This is a genomic window from Bacillus sp. N5-665 (assembly GCF_022637375.2).
GTDB lineage: Bacteria > Bacillota > Bacilli > Bacillales > Bacillaceae_G > Bacillus_A > Bacillus_A wiedmannii.
Window position 1 is genome coordinate 4,605,311 of the sequence record NZ_CP093325.1, and the last position, 17,891, is coordinate 4,623,201.

At 34.2% G+C, this 17,891-nt stretch carries 21 protein-coding genes and 3 pseudogenes; 5 read left to right on the forward strand and 19 right to left on the reverse strand.

Translation table 11 applies throughout. The features are described from left to right. Positions 1 to 24: 24 nt before the first annotated feature. Complete coding sequence (locus MNO09_RS26270) at positions 25 to 162, reverse strand: hypothetical protein (protein WP_170771053.1); 138 nt, start codon at positions 160 to 162, stop codon at positions 25 to 27. A 288-nt stretch (positions 163 to 450) separates the two neighbouring features. Further along, positions 451 to 846, reverse strand: coding sequence for a hypothetical protein (locus MNO09_RS26275; protein WP_061672102.1), 396 nt, complete (start codon positions 844 to 846; stop codon positions 451 to 453). Between the two features lie 433 nt (positions 847 to 1,279). Between MNO09_RS26275 and MNO09_RS26280 the strand changes: the two genes are divergently transcribed. Both MNO09_RS26280 and MNO09_RS26285 read left to right on the forward strand, forming a co-directional pair. Beyond that, the gene (locus MNO09_RS26280; protein ID WP_061672103.1) at positions 1,280 to 1,852 is read left to right on the forward strand and encodes a tyrosine-type recombinase/integrase; all 573 of its coding nucleotides are present in this window, start codon (positions 1,280 to 1,282) and stop codon (positions 1,850 to 1,852) included. A 120-nt stretch (positions 1,853 to 1,972) separates the two neighbouring features. Continuing rightward, positions 1,973 to 2,758 carry an ABC transporter ATP-binding protein gene (locus MNO09_RS26285; RefSeq protein ID WP_088107418.1) on the forward strand — a complete coding sequence of 262 codons (786 nt, stop codon included), beginning with the start codon at positions 1,973 to 1,975 and terminating at the stop codon, positions 2,756 to 2,758. Positions 2,759 to 2,939: 181 nt separating this feature from the next. Here MNO09_RS26285 and MNO09_RS26290 read toward each other — a convergent pair. The 6 genes and pseudogenes from MNO09_RS26290 to MNO09_RS26315 form a co-directional block, all read right to left on the reverse strand. Beyond that, positions 2,940 to 3,214, reverse strand: a pseudogene (locus MNO09_RS26290) (BA_1872 family lipoprotein); the annotation flags it as partial. Positions 3,215 to 3,238: 24 nt separating this feature from the next. Then, entirely contained in the window at positions 3,239 to 4,210 is a 972-nt protein-coding gene (locus tag MNO09_RS26295) for an ABC transporter ATP-binding protein (protein WP_140399258.1), read from the reverse strand. After that, on the reverse strand, positions 4,203 to 5,195 hold the full coding sequence (locus MNO09_RS26300) for an ABC transporter ATP-binding protein (protein ID WP_088107420.1): 993 nt from the start codon (positions 5,193 to 5,195) through the stop codon (positions 4,203 to 4,205). Before MNO09_RS26300 ends, MNO09_RS26295 begins: the two co-directional genes overlap by 8 nt. A gap of 26 nt (positions 5,196 to 5,221) precedes the next feature. After that, positions 5,222 to 6,073, reverse strand: a complete 852-nt coding sequence (locus tag MNO09_RS26305) for an ABC transporter permease (RefSeq protein ID WP_088107421.1) — start codon at positions 6,071 to 6,073, stop codon at positions 5,222 to 5,224. A 6-nt stretch (positions 6,074 to 6,079) separates the two neighbouring features. Next, complete coding sequence (locus tag MNO09_RS26310) at positions 6,080 to 7,030, reverse strand: ABC transporter permease (protein WP_088107422.1); 951 nt, start codon at positions 7,028 to 7,030, stop codon at positions 6,080 to 6,082. Positions 7,031 to 7,090: 60 nt separating this feature from the next. Further along, positions 7,091 to 8,680 (reverse strand): ABC transporter substrate-binding protein, encoded by a 1,590-nt coding sequence (locus MNO09_RS26315; RefSeq protein ID WP_088107423.1) that lies wholly within the window; start codon positions 8,678 to 8,680, stop codon positions 7,091 to 7,093. Between the two features lie 286 nt (positions 8,681 to 8,966). On the opposite strand from MNO09_RS26315, the gene MNO09_RS26320 reads away from it, so the two are divergent. Then, positions 8,967 to 9,305 (forward strand): hypothetical protein, encoded by a 339-nt coding sequence (locus MNO09_RS26320; protein ID WP_000141759.1) that lies wholly within the window; start codon positions 8,967 to 8,969, stop codon positions 9,303 to 9,305. A gap of 88 nt (positions 9,306 to 9,393) precedes the next feature. On the opposite strand, the gene MNO09_RS26325 is transcribed toward MNO09_RS26320, so the two are convergent. The 3 genes from MNO09_RS26325 to MNO09_RS26335 form a co-directional block, all read right to left on the reverse strand. Further along, on the reverse strand, positions 9,394 to 9,564 hold the full coding sequence (locus MNO09_RS26325; protein ID WP_082180995.1) for a hypothetical protein: 171 nt from the start codon (positions 9,562 to 9,564) through the stop codon (positions 9,394 to 9,396). A 51-nt stretch (positions 9,565 to 9,615) separates the two neighbouring features. Beyond that, positions 9,616 to 10,266: a Yip1 family protein gene (locus tag MNO09_RS26330; protein ID WP_000449719.1), complete on the reverse strand. Its 651-nt coding sequence runs from the start codon at positions 10,264 to 10,266 to the stop codon at positions 9,616 to 9,618. A 412-nt stretch (positions 10,267 to 10,678) separates the two neighbouring features. Further along, on the reverse strand, positions 10,679 to 11,350 hold the full coding sequence (locus MNO09_RS26335; RefSeq protein WP_000748158.1) for a hypothetical protein: 672 nt from the start codon (positions 11,348 to 11,350) through the stop codon (positions 10,679 to 10,681). Between the two features lie 118 nt (positions 11,351 to 11,468). Here MNO09_RS26335 and MNO09_RS26340 point away from each other — a divergent pair. Further along, positions 11,469 to 11,687 (forward strand): annotated as a pseudogene (locus MNO09_RS26340) (tyrosine-type recombinase/integrase); the annotation flags it as partial. A gap of 4 nt (positions 11,688 to 11,691) precedes the next feature. Here MNO09_RS26340 and MNO09_RS26345 read toward each other — a convergent pair. Beyond that, complete coding sequence (locus MNO09_RS26345; protein ID WP_140399259.1) at positions 11,692 to 13,824, reverse strand: family 10 glycosylhydrolase; 2,133 nt, start codon at positions 13,822 to 13,824, stop codon at positions 11,692 to 11,694. Between the two features lie 284 nt (positions 13,825 to 14,108). Between MNO09_RS26345 and MNO09_RS26350 the strand changes: the two are divergent. Continuing rightward, positions 14,109 to 14,249, forward strand: a pseudogene (locus MNO09_RS26350) (nucleoside hydrolase); the annotation flags it as partial. A gap of 173 nt (positions 14,250 to 14,422) precedes the next feature. Here the strand turns inward: MNO09_RS26350 and MNO09_RS26355 are convergent. From MNO09_RS26355 to MNO09_RS26385, 7 genes are all read right to left on the reverse strand, one after another. After that, positions 14,423 to 14,590, reverse strand: coding sequence for a hypothetical protein (locus tag MNO09_RS26355; protein WP_000490952.1), 168 nt, complete (start codon positions 14,588 to 14,590; stop codon positions 14,423 to 14,425). A gap of 20 nt (positions 14,591 to 14,610) precedes the next feature. Then, a complete protein-coding gene (locus MNO09_RS26360; protein ID WP_001160634.1) occupies positions 14,611 to 14,847 on the reverse strand; it encodes a DUF4176 domain-containing protein in 237 nt (78 codons plus the stop codon). 129 nt (positions 14,848 to 14,976) lie between these two features. Continuing rightward, the gene (locus MNO09_RS26365) at positions 14,977 to 15,645 is read right to left on the reverse strand and encodes a hypothetical protein (RefSeq protein WP_000748417.1); all 669 of its coding nucleotides are present in this window, start codon (positions 15,643 to 15,645) and stop codon (positions 14,977 to 14,979) included. Between the two features lie 221 nt (positions 15,646 to 15,866). Continuing rightward, entirely contained in the window at positions 15,867 to 16,247 is a 381-nt protein-coding gene (cdiI, locus tag MNO09_RS26370; RefSeq protein ID WP_001188527.1) for a ribonuclease toxin immunity protein CdiI, read from the reverse strand. A gap of 27 nt (positions 16,248 to 16,274) precedes the next feature. Then, positions 16,275 to 16,625, reverse strand: coding sequence for a CdiA family toxin C-terminal domain-containing protein (locus MNO09_RS26375; protein ID WP_070168449.1), 351 nt, complete (start codon positions 16,623 to 16,625; stop codon positions 16,275 to 16,277). Between the two features lie 218 nt (positions 16,626 to 16,843). Next, entirely contained in the window at positions 16,844 to 17,302 is a 459-nt protein-coding gene (locus MNO09_RS26380; protein ID WP_000481683.1) for an SMI1/KNR4 family protein, read from the reverse strand. 18 nt (positions 17,303 to 17,320) lie between these two features. Next, positions 17,321 to 17,779 carry a YrhA family protein gene (locus tag MNO09_RS26385; RefSeq protein ID WP_000265783.1) on the reverse strand — a complete coding sequence of 153 codons (459 nt, stop codon included), beginning with the start codon at positions 17,777 to 17,779 and terminating at the stop codon, positions 17,321 to 17,323. Positions 17,780 to 17,891 lie beyond the last annotated feature (112 nt).

Below are 17,891 nucleotides of genomic sequence, written 5' to 3' on the forward strand. Positions count from 1 at the left end.
TTATAACTCAAACTTCTTCGAATCCTACTTTTCTAGAATTTGCTGCAATTCATCTTGTTCATATGGAATATGCTTATCTGTCTGTACATCTTCAACATTTGCTCCACCTGCTAATAATCTCCTGTACTTAAAAGAGTGCCCTGTTAATACTGTTTTAATCATTTTGTATTGCCCTCCTTTTGTTTGATTACTTGTATCATAAAACAGGTATCTGAAGTTGATATGTAGTCTATCTAGAGTGTATGTAAATTTAGAAAATCTCTAATAAAATGTTTGTATTGTAACGTTACCACCAAAACTATTGCCCTAAACACCATGATTTGAAGAGATAGGCCCCCATGTTCTAGTCTCAATTCCTCCTACAGTTCTATATTCAGTAAAACTGGTTAATCCCTATAATATAAAAAGAGCACCACTTTTTGGATGCTCCTCGTTATAACTATATATTATTTAATTTCCTTCTTTTGCTGGTACCATTTTTCCTTCTTGAGAATCTGTACCTTCTGTTCTTTCAACTGTTTTTGCATATTCTGGTTTCTCAGGGGATCCCATTTCAAATCCTGGTTGAGAATCTGTACCTTCTTTTGTTGGTACCATTTTTCCTTCTTGAGAACCTGTACCCTCTGTTCTTTCAACAGTTTTTGCGTTTCCTTTAGGAGTTGCTGGCACTGCATCTTTAAGTAAATCAAAGTTTTGTGAGAAAGACGTTGTTCCATCTACACTCTGTGTAATTACTTGATTTGAACTACCTTCATTTGACTTTAAATTGTCCATTTTCGCATCATCTGCACCTCCCGCTACCAATCCTGTACTTAAAAGTGCTCCTGCTAATAATGTTTTAATCATTTTTCATTACCTCCTGTTTATTTGTAATATTCATCAAAAAAGTATCTAGAGTTAATGTTTTAGTCATTATCTTTATCTACTTGCTTTTTGATTACATTTAGCATAAGACAAGAATCTATAGTTGATATGGACTGTATCTGGAGATTATGTAAAGAAAAATGGATGATCCATTGTATATCCTAATGGATACTTAGACAAGATTGAAACTTTATATGAATTTGAATAATTGAGTTCCCCTTTGTTTTTGGGTGTGAGGTTTTTAGCTGGAGTAGAGTGAGGGACTAACCCTTTCTAATTTGAAAGCAAACTTTTTAATATTAGTTTACTTTCAAACCCCTGAAAACATTAACTTTTCTCCAATTCTCCTGATATCCTCAAAATACACAATAAAAGTATACATTCAAAACACTATTAATAAAGAGGTCAAAAATCCATGAACAAAAAACAACATCTCATTGATGTCCAACCCATCCGTAGCAAAGAACAAATTGAAGATATGAAATGGGCTCTTAAACGTCATTGTTCTGAACGAGACTATATTCTGTTTCTTATCGGCATCCATACCGGATTACGTGTGAGCGATCTACTTCAACTTGAAACACAAACCATATTGAAATTAAAACGCAAAAAAAGAAAAGAATTCAAAATCAAAGAAGGAAAAACGAAGAAAGAACGTATGATTAACCTTACTTCTATTTTTGACGAAGTATACTCTTATAGCCAAATACTAGAAAGTACCTGGTTATTCCCTTCTCGAAAAGGAGATCAACCCATTAGTAAGATCCAGGCTTATCGACAATTGCAAAAAGCCGGAGATTTTGCCGATGTAGAATCCATTGGTACCCACACCATGCGAAAAACCTTCGGCTATTGGTTCTATAAACAAACAAAAGATGTTGCTATGTTACAAGAAATTCTTAACCATAGCACACCACACATCACCCTGAAATATATTGGAATTAATAAAGAAGAAAAAGATAATAATCTTGATATATTTCAAATTTAATTTATTTAGAATTACTATTTTTTTAATTATATTTTCGAAAAAACGTTAGATTATACATTTTTTCTTTGTTATATTTAAAGAATAATTGGAGTATTAAAATCAACTGATAGAGGTGTTTGCGTGGAATTATTTGAGTATTATAAAAAAAAGGGGAAGTTGAAGTGTTTAATTGGAACTGGGCTTTTTCTTTATGGATTAATTGGTATGTATAATACTTGGGGTAATATTAATTGGGGACCAGTAATCTTAATTATTATAGCTTCTCTTGTATTTTTTAGTATTGGATTTTGGCAATTAAGAAAAGGAAATTTACTAGAAAAAAATATAGTTAAAAATGATTTAACATTTTGGGATATTGATACTTATGTTTTGTTAGAATTACCCGGCAATAATAAACATTTAGGTTTATATACTCCTGATGGAAGATATGTAGCAGGAACAAAGATGATTTCTTCAACATTACCTATTTTAAAAAATAAAGAAGTTTTTGGATTGGAAGCAAGTGATGGAGAAATTCTTGCATATTTTCAAAGTGAAGTTGAAAATTATGATTGGGCTATTTATGATTCGAATTATAATTGTGTAGGTATGTTTAAAGAAAATATGATACAAGGATTTGGAATGGTACGTGGTTCTTTGATGAATGAAAAAGAGATAAAAATTTCTGAGATAGAAGTGGAATTTGATTTTTTCGAAACGTCTTTTCATACAATGGATGATCGTATATTAATAAACTGCAAGAGGGGATATATGCCTTTAGAATGGAGTAAAAGATTTGGCTTAAATGTACCGATTATTAAATTAAGTAATAATATTTCTAATGCTGAAAAAATATTTGGTTTAGGTATTCTTCTTTATATTTTAGAAACAATTAAAGTAAGAAAAAGTAGGATTTTTAATGATTAGAATTAAATATTTATATTATGAAATTTATTGAATCTTTTATTAGAGATTACATCGCCGAAAGTGAAATATTGTATATTTTAGAATTACTTTACGTTTACTTCTTAAAATTGATGAGCATTTGTTATGCCAGAACCAACTGGAAATGGAAACGGCAAGCGAGTATGCTCCGCTTGCCGTTTTTTCATAGCTTCGTATGTATTTGAATTTCTTTCGCTTTCTCTTCTTCACCCTTCACGCGTACAATTAAATCATATGATCCGGGTTTTGGCGCTTCAAAAGAAAGCAAACCTTCTTTTGAGAAGTGACTTCTTCTTCATAAATGACCTTATCATCTTTTGTGACTTGCAATAAAATCGTACCTTCTTCAACTGCTGCCTCATAAGGAATTTCCACATTTCCTTTTTCAGCTTTAAGCGTTTGTAAATCGTAATACCCCTGCAAAGAAAAAAGCACCAGGTCCCCCCGATGCTTCCCCCCACTCTAAAACAAATGACAAGCCACCTGATGCCCTTTCGCAATCTCCACCATCTTCGGTACTTCCTGTGCGCATTTTTCAGTGGCGAATTTGCAGCGCGTTCTGAATTTGCAGCCGGATGGTGAGTTGAGTGGGCTTGGTACTTCTCCCTCTAAGATGATCCGTTCTTTTCCTATGTTTGTTGGATCTGGTTCTGGCATAGATGAGAGTAGTGCTTGTGTGTATGGATGTGCCGGTTTTGTGTATAGGTCTTCGCTGTCGGCAATTTCTACTATGTTTCCTAAGTACATGACTCCGATTCGGTCTGATATGTGTCTTACCATAGATAGGTCATGTGCGATGAATAAGTATGTGACGCCTGTTTCTTCTTGGATGTCTTGCAGCATGTTTACAACTTGTGCTTGGACTGAGACATCTAGTGCTGAGATTGGTTCGTCGCATAGGATAAAATCTGGTTTTACAGATAGTGCGCGCGCGATGCTGATACGCTGTCTTTGGCCTCCGCTAAATTCGTGCGGGTAGCGATATAAGTGTTCTTCTTTTAGGCCTACTTTTTTTAGCAGGTCTAATATGATTTCTTTTTGTTCTTCTTTTTCGTAAGAGCCGTGAATGTTCATTGGCTCGCTAATAATTTGGAATACGTTCATTGCCGGGTTTAATGATGCGTATGGATCTTGGAAAATGATTTGCATTCTTTTTCTATATTCTTTTAGTTCACTTTCCTTTAAACTTGCGATGTCTTTTCCGTCGAATAAAACGTTACCTGAAGTGACATCGTGTAAACGAATGATGCTTCTTCCTGTCGTTGACTTTCCGCAGCCAGATTCTCCTACTAATCCGAATGTTTCACCCTTTTTAATTGTGAAACTTAAGTCATCGACTGCTTTTAATTGCTCTGTTTTTCTGCCGAATAGCCCCTTTTTAATAGGAAAGTATTTTTTTAAGCTTCGAACTTCAATTAAGTTTTCTTCATGCATGTAATTCACCTACTGTCTTATCGTTTAACCAGCACATGGAACGTCTTTCGTTTCCAATTTCAAAATATGGCGGACGCTCTTTTTCACAAATGTCCATCGCATGCGGGCAACGCTCTGCGAATGGGCAACCTTGTGGCGGGTTTAATAAGTTTGGCGTTACACCTTGAATTGGCGCGAGTCTTTCTTTTACGCCGTTCAATATTTTCGGCAGAGAGTTTAATAGCCCTTTCGTATATGGATGATTTGGTGATTGGAAAATATCAAGTACAGGTCCTTCTTCCATAATAAGTCCGCCATACATAACGATAACACGTGTACAGTTTTGTGCGACTATTCCTAAGTCATGCGTAATAAGAAGTAACGCCATGTTCGTTTCGTTTTTTAAGTTTTTCATTAAATCTAGTATTTGTGCTTGTATCGTTACATCAAGTGCTGTCGTCGGTTCGTCCGCAATGAGAAGGTCTGGGTTACAAGACATCGCCATTGCGATCATAACTCGCTGCTTCATTCCACCGCTTAGTTCATGCGGATATTGTTTTACCCTTTCTTCTGGTGAAGAAAGACCGACTTGTTTTAACAAATTGACTGCGATCTGCTCCGCTTCTTTCTTTTTCACTTTTTGATGCCGTATAATTACTTCCGTCATTTGTTTTCCAATTTTCACGACTGGATTTAGCGCAGACATTGGATCTTGGGATATAAGTGAAATTTGATTTCCTCTAATAGAACGTAATTCTTTTTCAGATTTAGAAAGGATATTTTCATTATGAAAAAGGATTTCCCCTTCTTTCACTTTTCCTGGTGATGTGACAAGAGACATAACAGACTTCGCCATCACACTTTTTCCACTTCCAGACTCCCCAACGATACCAACTACTTCTCCTTTATTTAAACGAAATGTAACGCCACGAACCGCTTCTACTTCTCCGCTTTCTATGAAAAAAGAAGTCTTTAAATTATTCACTTCTAACAGTTTTTCAGACACGCTTCTCACTCCTTTCACTTAACACTTTAGTTTTCATTTCCAGCTCCTTTTGGTGCGAAAGCTTTCTTCAATGCTTCACCAATTACGTTAAAACTAAGTACCGTTAACAGGATAAGGAATCCTGGGAAGAGTGTTAAATACCAAGCTTCGCCAATATACCCTTGCGCATTGTTTAGCATACTGCCCCAAGAAGAATCTGGTTCTCTAATACCTAAACCTAAAAAGCTAAGTGATGATTCCATTAAAATCGATGTCGCAATTGTTAATGTCGCGGCGATAATAATGGTTGATAAAATGTTAGGAATGATATGTCTTACAATAATTGTTAGTGATTTTTGTCCTGATACTTTTGCATATAAAACGTACTCACGCTCTTTTACAGATAGTGTTTCTGCCCTTACAATACGTGCGGTGTCCATCCATGTTAGTAATCCAATAATAAGAACTAACGTCGTAATTCCTGGTTTTAAATAAGCATTTAATAACAGCATTAAGAAGAATGATGGAATTGACATAAGTACTTCCACAATTCGCATTAAGAAGTTGTCTAACTTTCCGCCAAAATATCCACTAATTGTTCCAACTGCGGTTCCGATTGTAATAGATACAACCATTGCAAGGAAACCGACCGCAAGTGAAACTCGTCCGCCATATAACGCTCTCGTTAAGTAATCTCTTCCGTAATCATCCGTTCCGAAAGGATGACTCATACCCGGTTCTTGTAAGCGATCTGGAATCGACATTTTGCTAGGATCGTACGGTGATACGAATGCAAAAATTGATGCGACCGTTAAAACTGCAAGTATAATAACTCCCATTGCAACAAACTTATTTTTCGTAAAGCTATGTTTTATCGTTTGAAATCTCCTATTATTCATTCCAAATCACCCCCTCATTCGAATGCGCGGATCTACTACGCCATATAAAATATCAGCAATTAAGTTACCGAGAATTAACATGAATGATGATAGTAATGTAATTGCCATGATAATCGGATAATCAAATCTAAAAATAGCATTTACCCCAAGTGAACCAAGTCCTGGCCATGAGAATACTGTTTCCGTAATAAACGCCCCGCCTACTAAACTTGGAATCGATAATCCGAAAATTGTAATGATCGGTATTAATACATTTCGAAGTACGTGATTAAATAAAACTGTTTTCTTCGAAGCACCGTACGCATATTGAATTTGCACATAGTCTTCTTCTAATTGCTGAATTGTACTTGAGCGAATATATCTCATATAAACAGAGATGTTTTGGAACGCAAGCACCATGCAAGGCAAAATGCCGTGCTGGACAATATCCCAGACGGAATCTTGACCGACTGTACGCATACCCATACTCGGAAGAAGATTCAACTTTAAAGAGAATAAGTAGATTAATAGTAAAGCGAACCAAAAGACTGGCATTGAAATTCCCACATAAGAGATAAAGTTTACAATGCGATCAAAAATAGAATTCTTTTTCACACCTGTAAGTAGTCCTAGTGGTATTGCGATTACAAATGAGACGAGTAAAGACGATCCCATTAAGCCGATTGTCGCAGGTAACCTTTCTACAATAAGATCTAAAACAGGACGATGGTTTTGAAGTGAATAACCAAAGTTCCCTGTTAAAATATTTTTTAACCATAAAATATACTGCATATAAATTGGTTGATCGAGCCCTAAACTTGTGCGAATACGTTCAACATCAATTGGGCTCATATTCGGCGTGACAAAGTTTCGTACAGGATCCCCCGGTGCTAGTTTTATTAATAAAAAAGAAATAATGGAAATAACAAATAAAAGCGGAATTGCATTTAAAAGCCTCTTCGCAATTACTTTATACACAAACTTCCCCCCCTCAAGCTAAAGAAGCTGATTTCCACCAGCTTCTTTACTGTTTGTTTCTTATTTCACTTCATAAATCTTAGATAAATCTTCAAACATTGTGACAGGAATTGCTTTTGCTTCTTTCAATCCATCAAACTTTTTATCTACTGCAATAACTGCTTTCGGATATGCGATTGGTAGATAAGGTAAGTCTTCTCTAGCTGTCTCTTGAATTTTATGGTATAGTTCTGCTCGTTTCGTTTTATCTGTTTCAACTGCAGCTTCTTCCCATAATTTATCGAAGTCAGCATTTTTATAACGTGCATAATTGTATTCAGCATTACTTAAGAATAAGCTCTTATATGAATCTGGCTCTGGTCCCATTATGTAACCACCGAATGTAATGTCATATTCTTTATTCTCTTTATCTAAACCTTTTTCACTTGCTGCACTAGCATCTAATGCATTCAGTTCAACTTCTAAGCCAACTTCTTGTAATTTTTGTTGTGTATAAAGCGCTAAGCTTTCCATAATTTTATTATTCGTTACATACATGACGCGTACTTTTTCTTTATCTTTCACGCCAGCTTTCGCTAATAAATCTTTCGCTTCTTTTTTATCATACTTATAATCTTTAATGTCTTTTGCATAATACATAGCGTCTGGCGTTAAGATTGAATTTGCTGGTTCTGCAAATTGACTAGAAACGAATGCAGAGTTAATCATTTCTTTCTTATCTAATGCATGTGCGATTGCTTGGCGCACTTCTTTTTTCTTCATAAGATCTGTATTTTGGTTATAAGATAAGTAGAATAATCTACCTTCAGGGAATGTCACCATTGAGAAGTTCCCAGTGCTATCTAATTTCTTAAAGTCTTGCGGCTCAATCATCTTCATGTTGATTTGACCATTTTGTAGTGAAACATTGGCTGTATTACGGTCTTTTACAACGCGATATACGATAGAATCTAATTTAGCTTTACCTCCGACATAATCATCGAATCGATCTAATGCAACGTACTCATCTGATTTATACTCTTTAAACTTAAATGGACCTGATCCTACAGGCTCTAAGTTTTTCTTACTCTTCGCTAAATCTGCTTCCCCTTCAAATACATGTTTCGGAATTGGGAAGAAATCATTCATACCCCCTTCAAAAGATGCACTTACTTGTGGTAACACGAATTGAGTCGTTAGCTCATCCACTTTTTTCACCTCAAGCGGCTTTCCTTTAAAAATAAAGTTTTCACGACTTGAACTATTTTGCTTCTCATCTAAAATAGACTGGAATGTAAATGCAATATCGTCTGATGTAATCTTCTTGCCGTCATGCCATTTCAAATTATCCTTTAGTTTTAAAGTCCATGTTAATTGATCCTCTGAAGGCGTAAAACTTTCAGCAAGAACAAATTTTTTCTTACCGTCTTCCATATGATACAGCGGTGCATATAAAGCTTGCTGTATCGTTAATGACACACGATCATTCGCATAAAGCGGATTCATCGTATCCGGGTTATCGCTAACACCAATCGTTAACGTTCCTCCATCTTTCGGAGTCCCTGATTTACTAGTGCCCGCTTGCTTCGAAGAATCTTTCTCCCCAGAACAAGCCGCTAATGCAATAAGTAATAGTAGGACAAATGGTAATGCAAATAATTTCCGTTTCATCTTTCGGCCCCCTCGAAATATTTATACCCATAAGAAAACTCGGAATTAATCCCGAGTTTTCTTATAAGTTTTAAACTACCACTACCCGTATATAAAGTCAAACTTTTTCGTAAAGGTAGAAAGTTTGAAATCTATTCATGCATTCTTGCGATAAGCTATATTGATGCGCAGAGCAAAATAAGTTAAAAAACTAGCAGCCTACAAAAAAGTTCTCTTAAATGATTGTTATATATGATCGAAAATGTAGAATGGGATTAAGGACAAAAAACACTTTTAGGAGGTTATCATGACATTTGATGAATTGAAAAAAAACAAACCAACAAACTCATGGGTTGAGTATGATGAAGATGGAGAATTTTTCACTGAAGAAAATATAAGTGCAACAAATAAGGTTCTTGACACTTACATTAACCATTTACAGCAATTAGGTGAGAATCCAACCGAAGTCGAAGTAATGCAAGTTGTTAAAGAGGTAGTTATTAAAATAAATGAACTAAATATCGAACATGACCATTTTATCGAAACAATGGAAAGAGAAGATCTCTATGAATTTATCGATACAGCAGCACGATTAGCTGGCTTAGAATCTGAAGAAGATATAACTGAAGAATGGCGGGAATGGTAAAAAGCTGCATTTACTCCTCCATAAAAATTTGTCCCTTATTCTCCAATTGGAAAATAAGGGACAAACAAAGACAATCTACTCAGCTCCCCTAAGGTTTTAATTGTTTAATATTTTGATTTTTAAGTTTGCCTTCACAAATTCCTGTTAACACTGATAATAAGAAAAACAGGCCGTAAAACGGGCGATCAATTTGGTCATAAAGGTCATACGCTTCGCCAAGTGGAACATCCGAATCATGTGGTTGTTCACCCTGTAACAATTACTAACAGCGCGTAGAAAACATTTGGATAAATAAGAAGCAAATCAATGATTAAAAGATTGTAACCCCTACTATAAGAAATACTATTATTACCAAAGGAAGAATGATAATCATAAAGGATATTATTATTGTTAATAATGCTTTCCATGCTGAAAATTGGTGTGCTTCTCCTAAACATTTTAAGGAAATAATGATTGTCCAAATTCCAATAACTATATCAATTATGGCAAAAATAAGAAACAAAATCGTTAAAGTTATGCTACTATCCATTTCCGGTGTCTCACTCGTAAAGTTTTCTATCCCAAACAAGAAAAATGAAGGCACCCAAACTAATATAAGAGAATAAACGTAAGGGATATAAGAATAGGCAACTGAGTAACGTGTTTTTTCAAAGGTACCTTGTCCACCAAGTTTTTTTGCCACCCAATTAAATAACGCTGGTAGCAAAAAATAATAAATTAAGAAAGCAACAAAGGTACCGAATATAACCATTGAGATTAATGAAACTGGACTACTTATTGAATCTGCCATATTTTTAGAAGATGCTCGATCTAAAGTCTGTACGAATGAGCCTAATAAAATAAGTAAAAACACATTCTTAGGTTTGGATATAAAAATTTCTTTCATTGTATCACGTGGTTTTGTCCAAATGGAGAACCAAGGATTAAGTGCACGTTTAAATTGATTTTCTGGAGTTTCCATATAAAAAACATTCCCCTTTCTTAAAACATCTTAAATATAATTTCCTAATCATCCCAATTATGTACCTAGAAATATTAAAGCATAAATAGTCGGTTATTTAAATATAAATATTCAATCATTTAATTTCATCTGAAACTTAGGGGGAGTGCTTCTTAGCAATTACCTCTATATTGTCTTGCATTTTTAACTATGGGCTGAGTAGTTACTTTCATTTTTGAGTACCTCACATTCTTTAATACATTGGATAAACATTTATAATCCTATCATTAATAAGAACAAACCTAATTTCCATTCCTTCAGATGTTTTACTAGAATATAATCTTCCACTTATACATCTTTTATTGCTATAAGTCTCGTGAATGGCTTCCATAAGAAGAATGCGATTATATACTTGAAATGCAACAAATCCTCTTTAAAAGCCTATACGTATTTTCCCTCCATCTTCTATATGCTGCCGTAAATAATAATACTTATGAAGTTCTATAATCATATAAAACAAACCAAACGAAAACACTGTGCATGCAGACATAAATACAATTGCCCCCATCTGTTGTGTTGCAATGCTAAGAATTATATTAGCGATTAACTGCCCCAATCCCGCTGCAATAGCTGCTACTTTTACACCACCAGTTCCTTTCGATGATTTTGATTTTTTTCTTGGTTCCTGAAGTTTTTCAATATGATTTTTATAAAAATAATACAAAGCAAAACCATACAAACCAAATGAAAGAATAAAATAGATAGGAGTTTGTAATTGTAACACTTCATAAGCATATTTTTGAGTTATAACCAATAATCCGACTGAACATATGATGCCATATACTCCTCGAAATAGAGTGTATTGTAATTGTCGTTTCCGAGGATTGATAGCAATCCATATCGCCCATAAATTTAAAAAAATAACTGGAGGAGTTACTATATATACATAGAGTAATCGAAAAGGATTCGCAAACGCAGGCAAAAGAACAAACACGTCTGCCCCCAAAAGGACAAGACCAATTACGTGGACCCTTATTTCATTTACAGGATAAAGTGCCATATAATGTGCAAAAGCCTTCTTATTAAAATCTATACTTTTTTTCATGTTAATTAAACCACCCTGCTATTGTTGACCAAGCTTTTTTCATTTCCCCTTTACTACTATCATCTTCACCATCACCATCTAAATCAACATCCCATTTTACACCTTCTGTGAAATATCATTCCCTTCTCGAAAAGAAGATCAACCCATTAATAAGATCTAGGCTTATCAAAAAATTCAAAAAGCCGGAGATTTTGCCGGTATCGAATCTATCGGGATTCACACCATGCATAAAACCTTCGGCTATTGGTTCTATAAACAAACTAAGGATGTGGCTATGTTGCAAGAAATTTTAAATCACAGCACCCCACAAATTACACTGAAATATATTTGGCGTTAAAATGTTAACGTAATTCCTCATTTATCGTTCTCGCCATCATAGTCGCAAACTGTTCTCGTGTTAACGGATCCCCTGGTCCGAACATTCCATTGCCATATCCAACCGCAATACCATTTTTGGCTAATGATTGAATGTACGAATGTGCCCAATAACCTTTTGGAACATCTGAGAATTCTTCGCTGTGTGTCCCATTTAAATTATAGTTACGAGTTAAAATAGTTGCCATTTCAGCACGGGTTAACACGCCATTTGGCTCGAAATATTTTTGGCCGCTGTCGTTTACTTTGCCTGTAACAATACCTAATTCAACTGCTTTTGCAATTTCTTTGTACCCATAAGTACTAGGATTTACGTCGATAAAATTAGGATTGGATACATTAGATAAATCTTTAATACCTTTTTCGTTCAAAATCATAAAAATAGCTTGTAAACGAGTGAGTCTGTCTTCTGGTTTGAATGTCCCGTCTGGGAAACCTGAAATAATTTTCTTTTCAGCTAGAAAATTAATATAAGTCAAAGCCCAGTGGTTAGTAGATACATCTTTAAATTGCGGTTTTGGTTTTGGTTCAGGTTTTGGTTCAGGTTCAGGCGTAGAAGCCGGAACTAGGTCACTTTCGTTATGAAGGCGGTCTACTGCTGAAACTGCGTATGTGTAGTCACTACTATTCGTTACTGCCTTGTCTACATATGATAGTACCTCTGAACCGTTGTTACGAATTGTTGTGACAATCACAGATGAGTTGTTTCCGTCGATTAGTTGTCCTCTGTTAAAACGATAGATAACGAAATAGGCCGCGTCATTACCAGCATTGTTATTCCATGAGATTGTTGCACCGTTAGGGCCGTCTGTCACAGAATGTATAGAAGGCTTACTTGGCGCAGAGTTATCTAACCAAGGCATAGTTGGAATTAATGCTGGGTATTTGTACGCATTTGCTCGTAATTGATCTTTGATACCTAATATATTTGTCTTTAAATTGCGGTAACTAAAGAACATACTTCCTTTTACATTTTGAAGTGTTGAGTTAAGAGCCAATTGATTGTTTGTCTCAGTCGGGTTCTCCCAGGCCTTGTCCGAATCGTTATTAATCTTGTAAGCAGCTTGTCCAATGTATAGGTGTATGTTCTTTCCTTGTGCTTCGTTGTTCCACCATTTTGTTATTACGTCATAGTTTGCGGCATTATGGCCAATGCTCCAATAAACTTGAGGTGTTAAATAGTCCACCCATTCTTTATGCACCCATAATCTTGAGTCAGCATAGATGTTGTCGTAAGCGGATAAGCCATTTGTCTCGGAACCTTGTGTGTCATTATGTTTGTTTCTCCAAATACCGAATGGGCTAATTCCGAATTTCACGTGAGATTTTGTTTGTTTAATACTTGTTGATAAATCGCGAACAAGTGTGTTGACATTCTCACGTCTCCAATCGTCTTTATTTTCACCTTTCCCGTATGTTTCGTAAGTTGTTTCATCCTTGAAATTTTCCGCATCTGCGTATGGATAGAAATAATCATCCATATGAATCGCGTCTACATCATAGTTTTGGACAATTTCGAGAGTGCTATTTTTAATATAGTCTCGAACAGCTGGGATGCCAGGGTTATAGAGCAGTTGCTTGCCGTGTTTAACAACCCAATCAGGATGTTGTTTAGCTGGGTGATTTACAGCTAGTTTGTTTACATCTTGGTGACTTGTTGTAATGCGATATGGGTTCAACCATGCGTGGAATTCTAGGTTGCGCTTATGCGCTTCTTCCACCATAAATGCTAGTGGGTCATAGCCTGGGTCTTTTCCTTGTGTACCTGTTAAATACTCTGACCATGGGCTATGTTTTGATGGGTAAAATGCATCACCAGTTGGCCTTACTTGTACAACAACAGCATTCATCCCCATTGATTTAACATCATCTAAGATGTTAATAAACTGTTTCTTTTGTTCGTCAGCGCTTGCACCTTTCACTGGCCAATCGATATTGAACACAGTTGAAATCCAAACGGCACGTAGTTCACGTTTTTTATTTATGGCTTGTTGTTCTGATGCTTCTACGCTAGAAGCAGATATGATAAGTGCCAGAAATAAAATGGGAATGAGTAGACTCTGAACGCGCCCCCTACTTATTACTTTTTTTATAAACATATTTATTTCCTTTCTCTCTTTGCGATATAACAACTAGTAGATTTTTTGTTTCCTAGAATCAAAAGGTTATATATTCCAAATGCTATTATAACATTTTATATGTTTTCCGTCACAATCCCCTCATTCGGTACCTCTACTAAGCCAGGAGAAAACCTTTCTAAATTTCCATCCCCCTATTAATTCATTATCTTCAAATACAAAATACATAAAGATAACCTTATGTAACGATATTTAATTATAATCCGTTTCAGAAACTAGTAAAATTCAGGAGAAACATTGTATGAGGAAAAAGTATAGGAGGTTTTAGATCTACTTTTGAACCAGAAACATTCGGTAATCGTCCAAAACATAGGATTGCAATACAAATGAATTATGAACAGTTTTTTAAGGAGTTTATGACTGTAACGACTGGCGACCTATTTTAGTGAATACCCTTGTCCATTAAGCTAAGATTTTAAAGTACCCTCCAAATGGAAATTTTTTGTTTTTATAGACCTGAAATTTATTTTTATCATTTTGGGGGTAACCTGTTTTCTTAAGTTGATGGATGTGAGGTACTACCCCAATCTTCAAATAAAGAATATATTTATGATTAAAACTAATTATATTTTTTTACATTTAAAGGAATAGATATAAAATACAAATCTATAGCATAAATAGTAATCAAAATACCTTTACCTTCATCAGCAAACTTTGATTGAAGAAACTGTTCTGAAACTTTTCTTTTTCCCCATTTTTTAGGAAACCATTGAAATCCTGAAAACATATAATTAATCTACCTTTCCACTAAAATTTTGATAGTTTATTTCTTAACTCTAACTCTTCAACTGTTTCAAAACCTTTAAAAAATACATTGTATTCTTTAGACAAATTCCCATGAGGATATGGACAAGACACGTAATCCCACATTTTATTTCCATTCACTTGTCCCTGTTTTCTACCGTAAATCACAATTTTCTTCGTCCCACCTTTTAAGAGAACAATAGAACCATTTGGTAAAAACTTTTCTTTAGAAAATTGCATAATTCCCCATCCTTGCTTTATCTAAATGTAATTCTATATTCATGATGTTGCTTCTCCCTTTTCTTTTCCGCATTCTTTACTGACTATAGGAGAACCACGATTATATACTGAATATTCAATACAGACTCTTTAAATGGTTTCATGTGTTCTACCCCCATCTTCTATATGCTTCCTTAAATAATAATACCTATGGAGTTCCATAATGAAATGAAACAACATAAACGAAAGCATGGAGTATACACACATTAATACAATTGCTACCATCTTTTGTGTTGCAAAACCAAGACTGATATTAGCAACGAGTTGACCCAACCCTACAAAAGCCACTACTCCAAAACCAGAGTTTTTTTTCGATGATTTTGATTTTTTGATTGGTTCCTGAAGTTTTTTAATATGATTTTTATAATAATAATTCAAAGCAAAAATATACAAACCAACCGAAAAAATAAAATAGATGGGAGTTTGTAATCCTAACATTCCATATGCAAACTTTTGGGTTATAACTAATAATCCTACTGAACATACGATGCCAAATACCCCACGAAATAGAGTGTATTGTAATTGCCGCTTCCTAGGATTTATAACAATCCATATTGCCCATACATTTAAAAAAGCAACTGGTGGAACTATTATGTACATATATATCGGTTGAACAGGATTCGCAAAAGCAGGTAAAAGCACAAATATATCTGCTATCCCAATCACAAGAGTAATTATAGTCGATCTTATATCATTTACAGCATAAAGAGCCATATAATATTCGAAAACTTTTTTATTAAAATTTATACTTTTTTTCATGTTAATTAAACCACCCCACTACTGTTGACCAAGTTTCTTTCATTTCCCCTTTAATACATAATGAGTAAAATATGAATCGGTTAATTTTACTAAACATATTATGCGATTTTGTTGCGAATTTTCAAACATCAAATCTTTCTATTGAATATTAGCATATAATCAATTCTAATCATGAAACATTCTACCTTTTATAATGATTTTGGATAAGTTATAAATAGCCTCTACCTATTAATATTGTATAATTCAATAAATTTGTTAAGACTGTCTTCTAATCTCTTAATTGTGTTTGGATACTTTTTTGAATAACCCTCACACATTTTTTTTAAATAATGATAAAGTGTTTGATAATTAATTATTACCTCATCACCACTGTATAATGCAAATTCTACCCCTTCAAATGAATCTCCATTGGCAATATCATACTCATCCAAATCTCCTGGAAAAGTACATGCGCCATATTCCTCTCCAAATCCTACTCCTTCACAAACTGAATTGATTACCTTTAAAAATCTTTCATCATCTACCATATTAAACACTGCTTGTATAGGAAAATGGGTTAAATCTAGTAAATCCTCATCTTTTAATCTAAATTCTCTTTGCATACATATCTCTCCTCGTATATCTTTAATTTATTCTGGAAAAAAAGAAGAGATTTCTCCACCTTTATGGTATCCTCTCCAAGTTATTTCTTTACCGTCAACACCTGTCCCTTCTCTCGAAAGAACTCCATCACTGGTTTTTAATTTAGCGTCATTAGCTGCTTCAATTCCACGGTTAATAAATTCCTTATCACTTATAATTTTAGGATCATAAATGTTGTTTGTGAATACTTTATTTCCATACTCTCCTGTAGGGGTGCCATCCATATTTAACTTAGGCATATTGTATTCTACTATTTTTACACCTAGAATTTTTGAAGGTGATTCACTGACTATTTTTAATATCGTTTTTAAAGAACTCTTCACTGTTGTGTGCTCCATCAATACCTCTCCTTCTTGGAACAGAGGGATCTATATTTTTAATATGATTTTCTAATTTAGGAGTCGCTTTAAACTTTCAAGTGATTTAATGGTGAATGTTTTTGATACTTTTTACCTATTATGGACATTAAAAAAGCTTATGCAGGTTATACATAAGCTTTCTTACTCATGATTAGATATTTTTCAAATGCTACACATTAAAGCAAGTCTTAAAAAGATTAAATATAATAGTCAGGATTTTCATCCATTTTAATTAAAAATTCTTCTAAAGAATCCGCTATTTTTCCATCCTCAGAGTAAATAGGACATTGACCTAATTCATTTTCCTCTTTAAATTTAATGGTTAAAAAGTTAAGTTCTGTTACTTCAAAAAACACTAATGATTCATCATCATCTACATCATCTAGGTTGGGATTATATTCATAAATATCTTGTCTTAAACGGAAATCTGCAACTGAAATCGGGTCCATAAATCTGTTAAAAAACGTTCTTTTATCAGAATTTAAAAACCCACAACCTATTTCTTGATAAAAGCGTTTCAGTTCTTTTGGAAGTTCCATTTGTAATAAGCTTTCTGCCTCATCTATCTCATCTTGATATATAGGATAGAAAATAGGTTTTTGTTTAGAACGGACACTTCTGTCTGCTACAACATATTCTTTCAAAAAATTAAACATAATTTTTACTACCTCCTATTAAAGAAGGGTTATTTTTAACGCTTCCTCAAGCATTGTATTAAAATCATTATATGTGTTCATTACCGTACCTGATGGTTTATCAAGTTCTAAATAAGTACCGTCTGATAAGCTTTTACAAAACCACGCAATATTTGAATCGCCAAAGAAAAGATACTCTTTTTGAAATTCATTTTCATACCAAATCTCATTCGTGTCTATAAAGCCGCAAATATGTTCATGTTCATCTTTTTCTGTTTCTAGTAAAGGAGAATCGACTCCGTAAAGTACCAATCCATCAAAGTCTAAACCATTTACAGTTTTAAGAAACTCTTCGTATTCACTCGGTAAATCAACATTAAATTTCTCTTTTGCATATTCTCTTAATCTCTGAACTTCAGTATCCGTTGCGGGTGTATTCAGCTTATAATTAACACTTTTCAATATATCTTCAATTTCTAAAATCAGATTTTTCCACATATAAATTTCACCATTTCTTCAGCTTGAATCAGTTCAAAAATTTCTTTTTCATTTCCCTCATAATTGTTTAACATTCTTAGAATTTCTAAAACCTTTGCATCCATGTCACTAA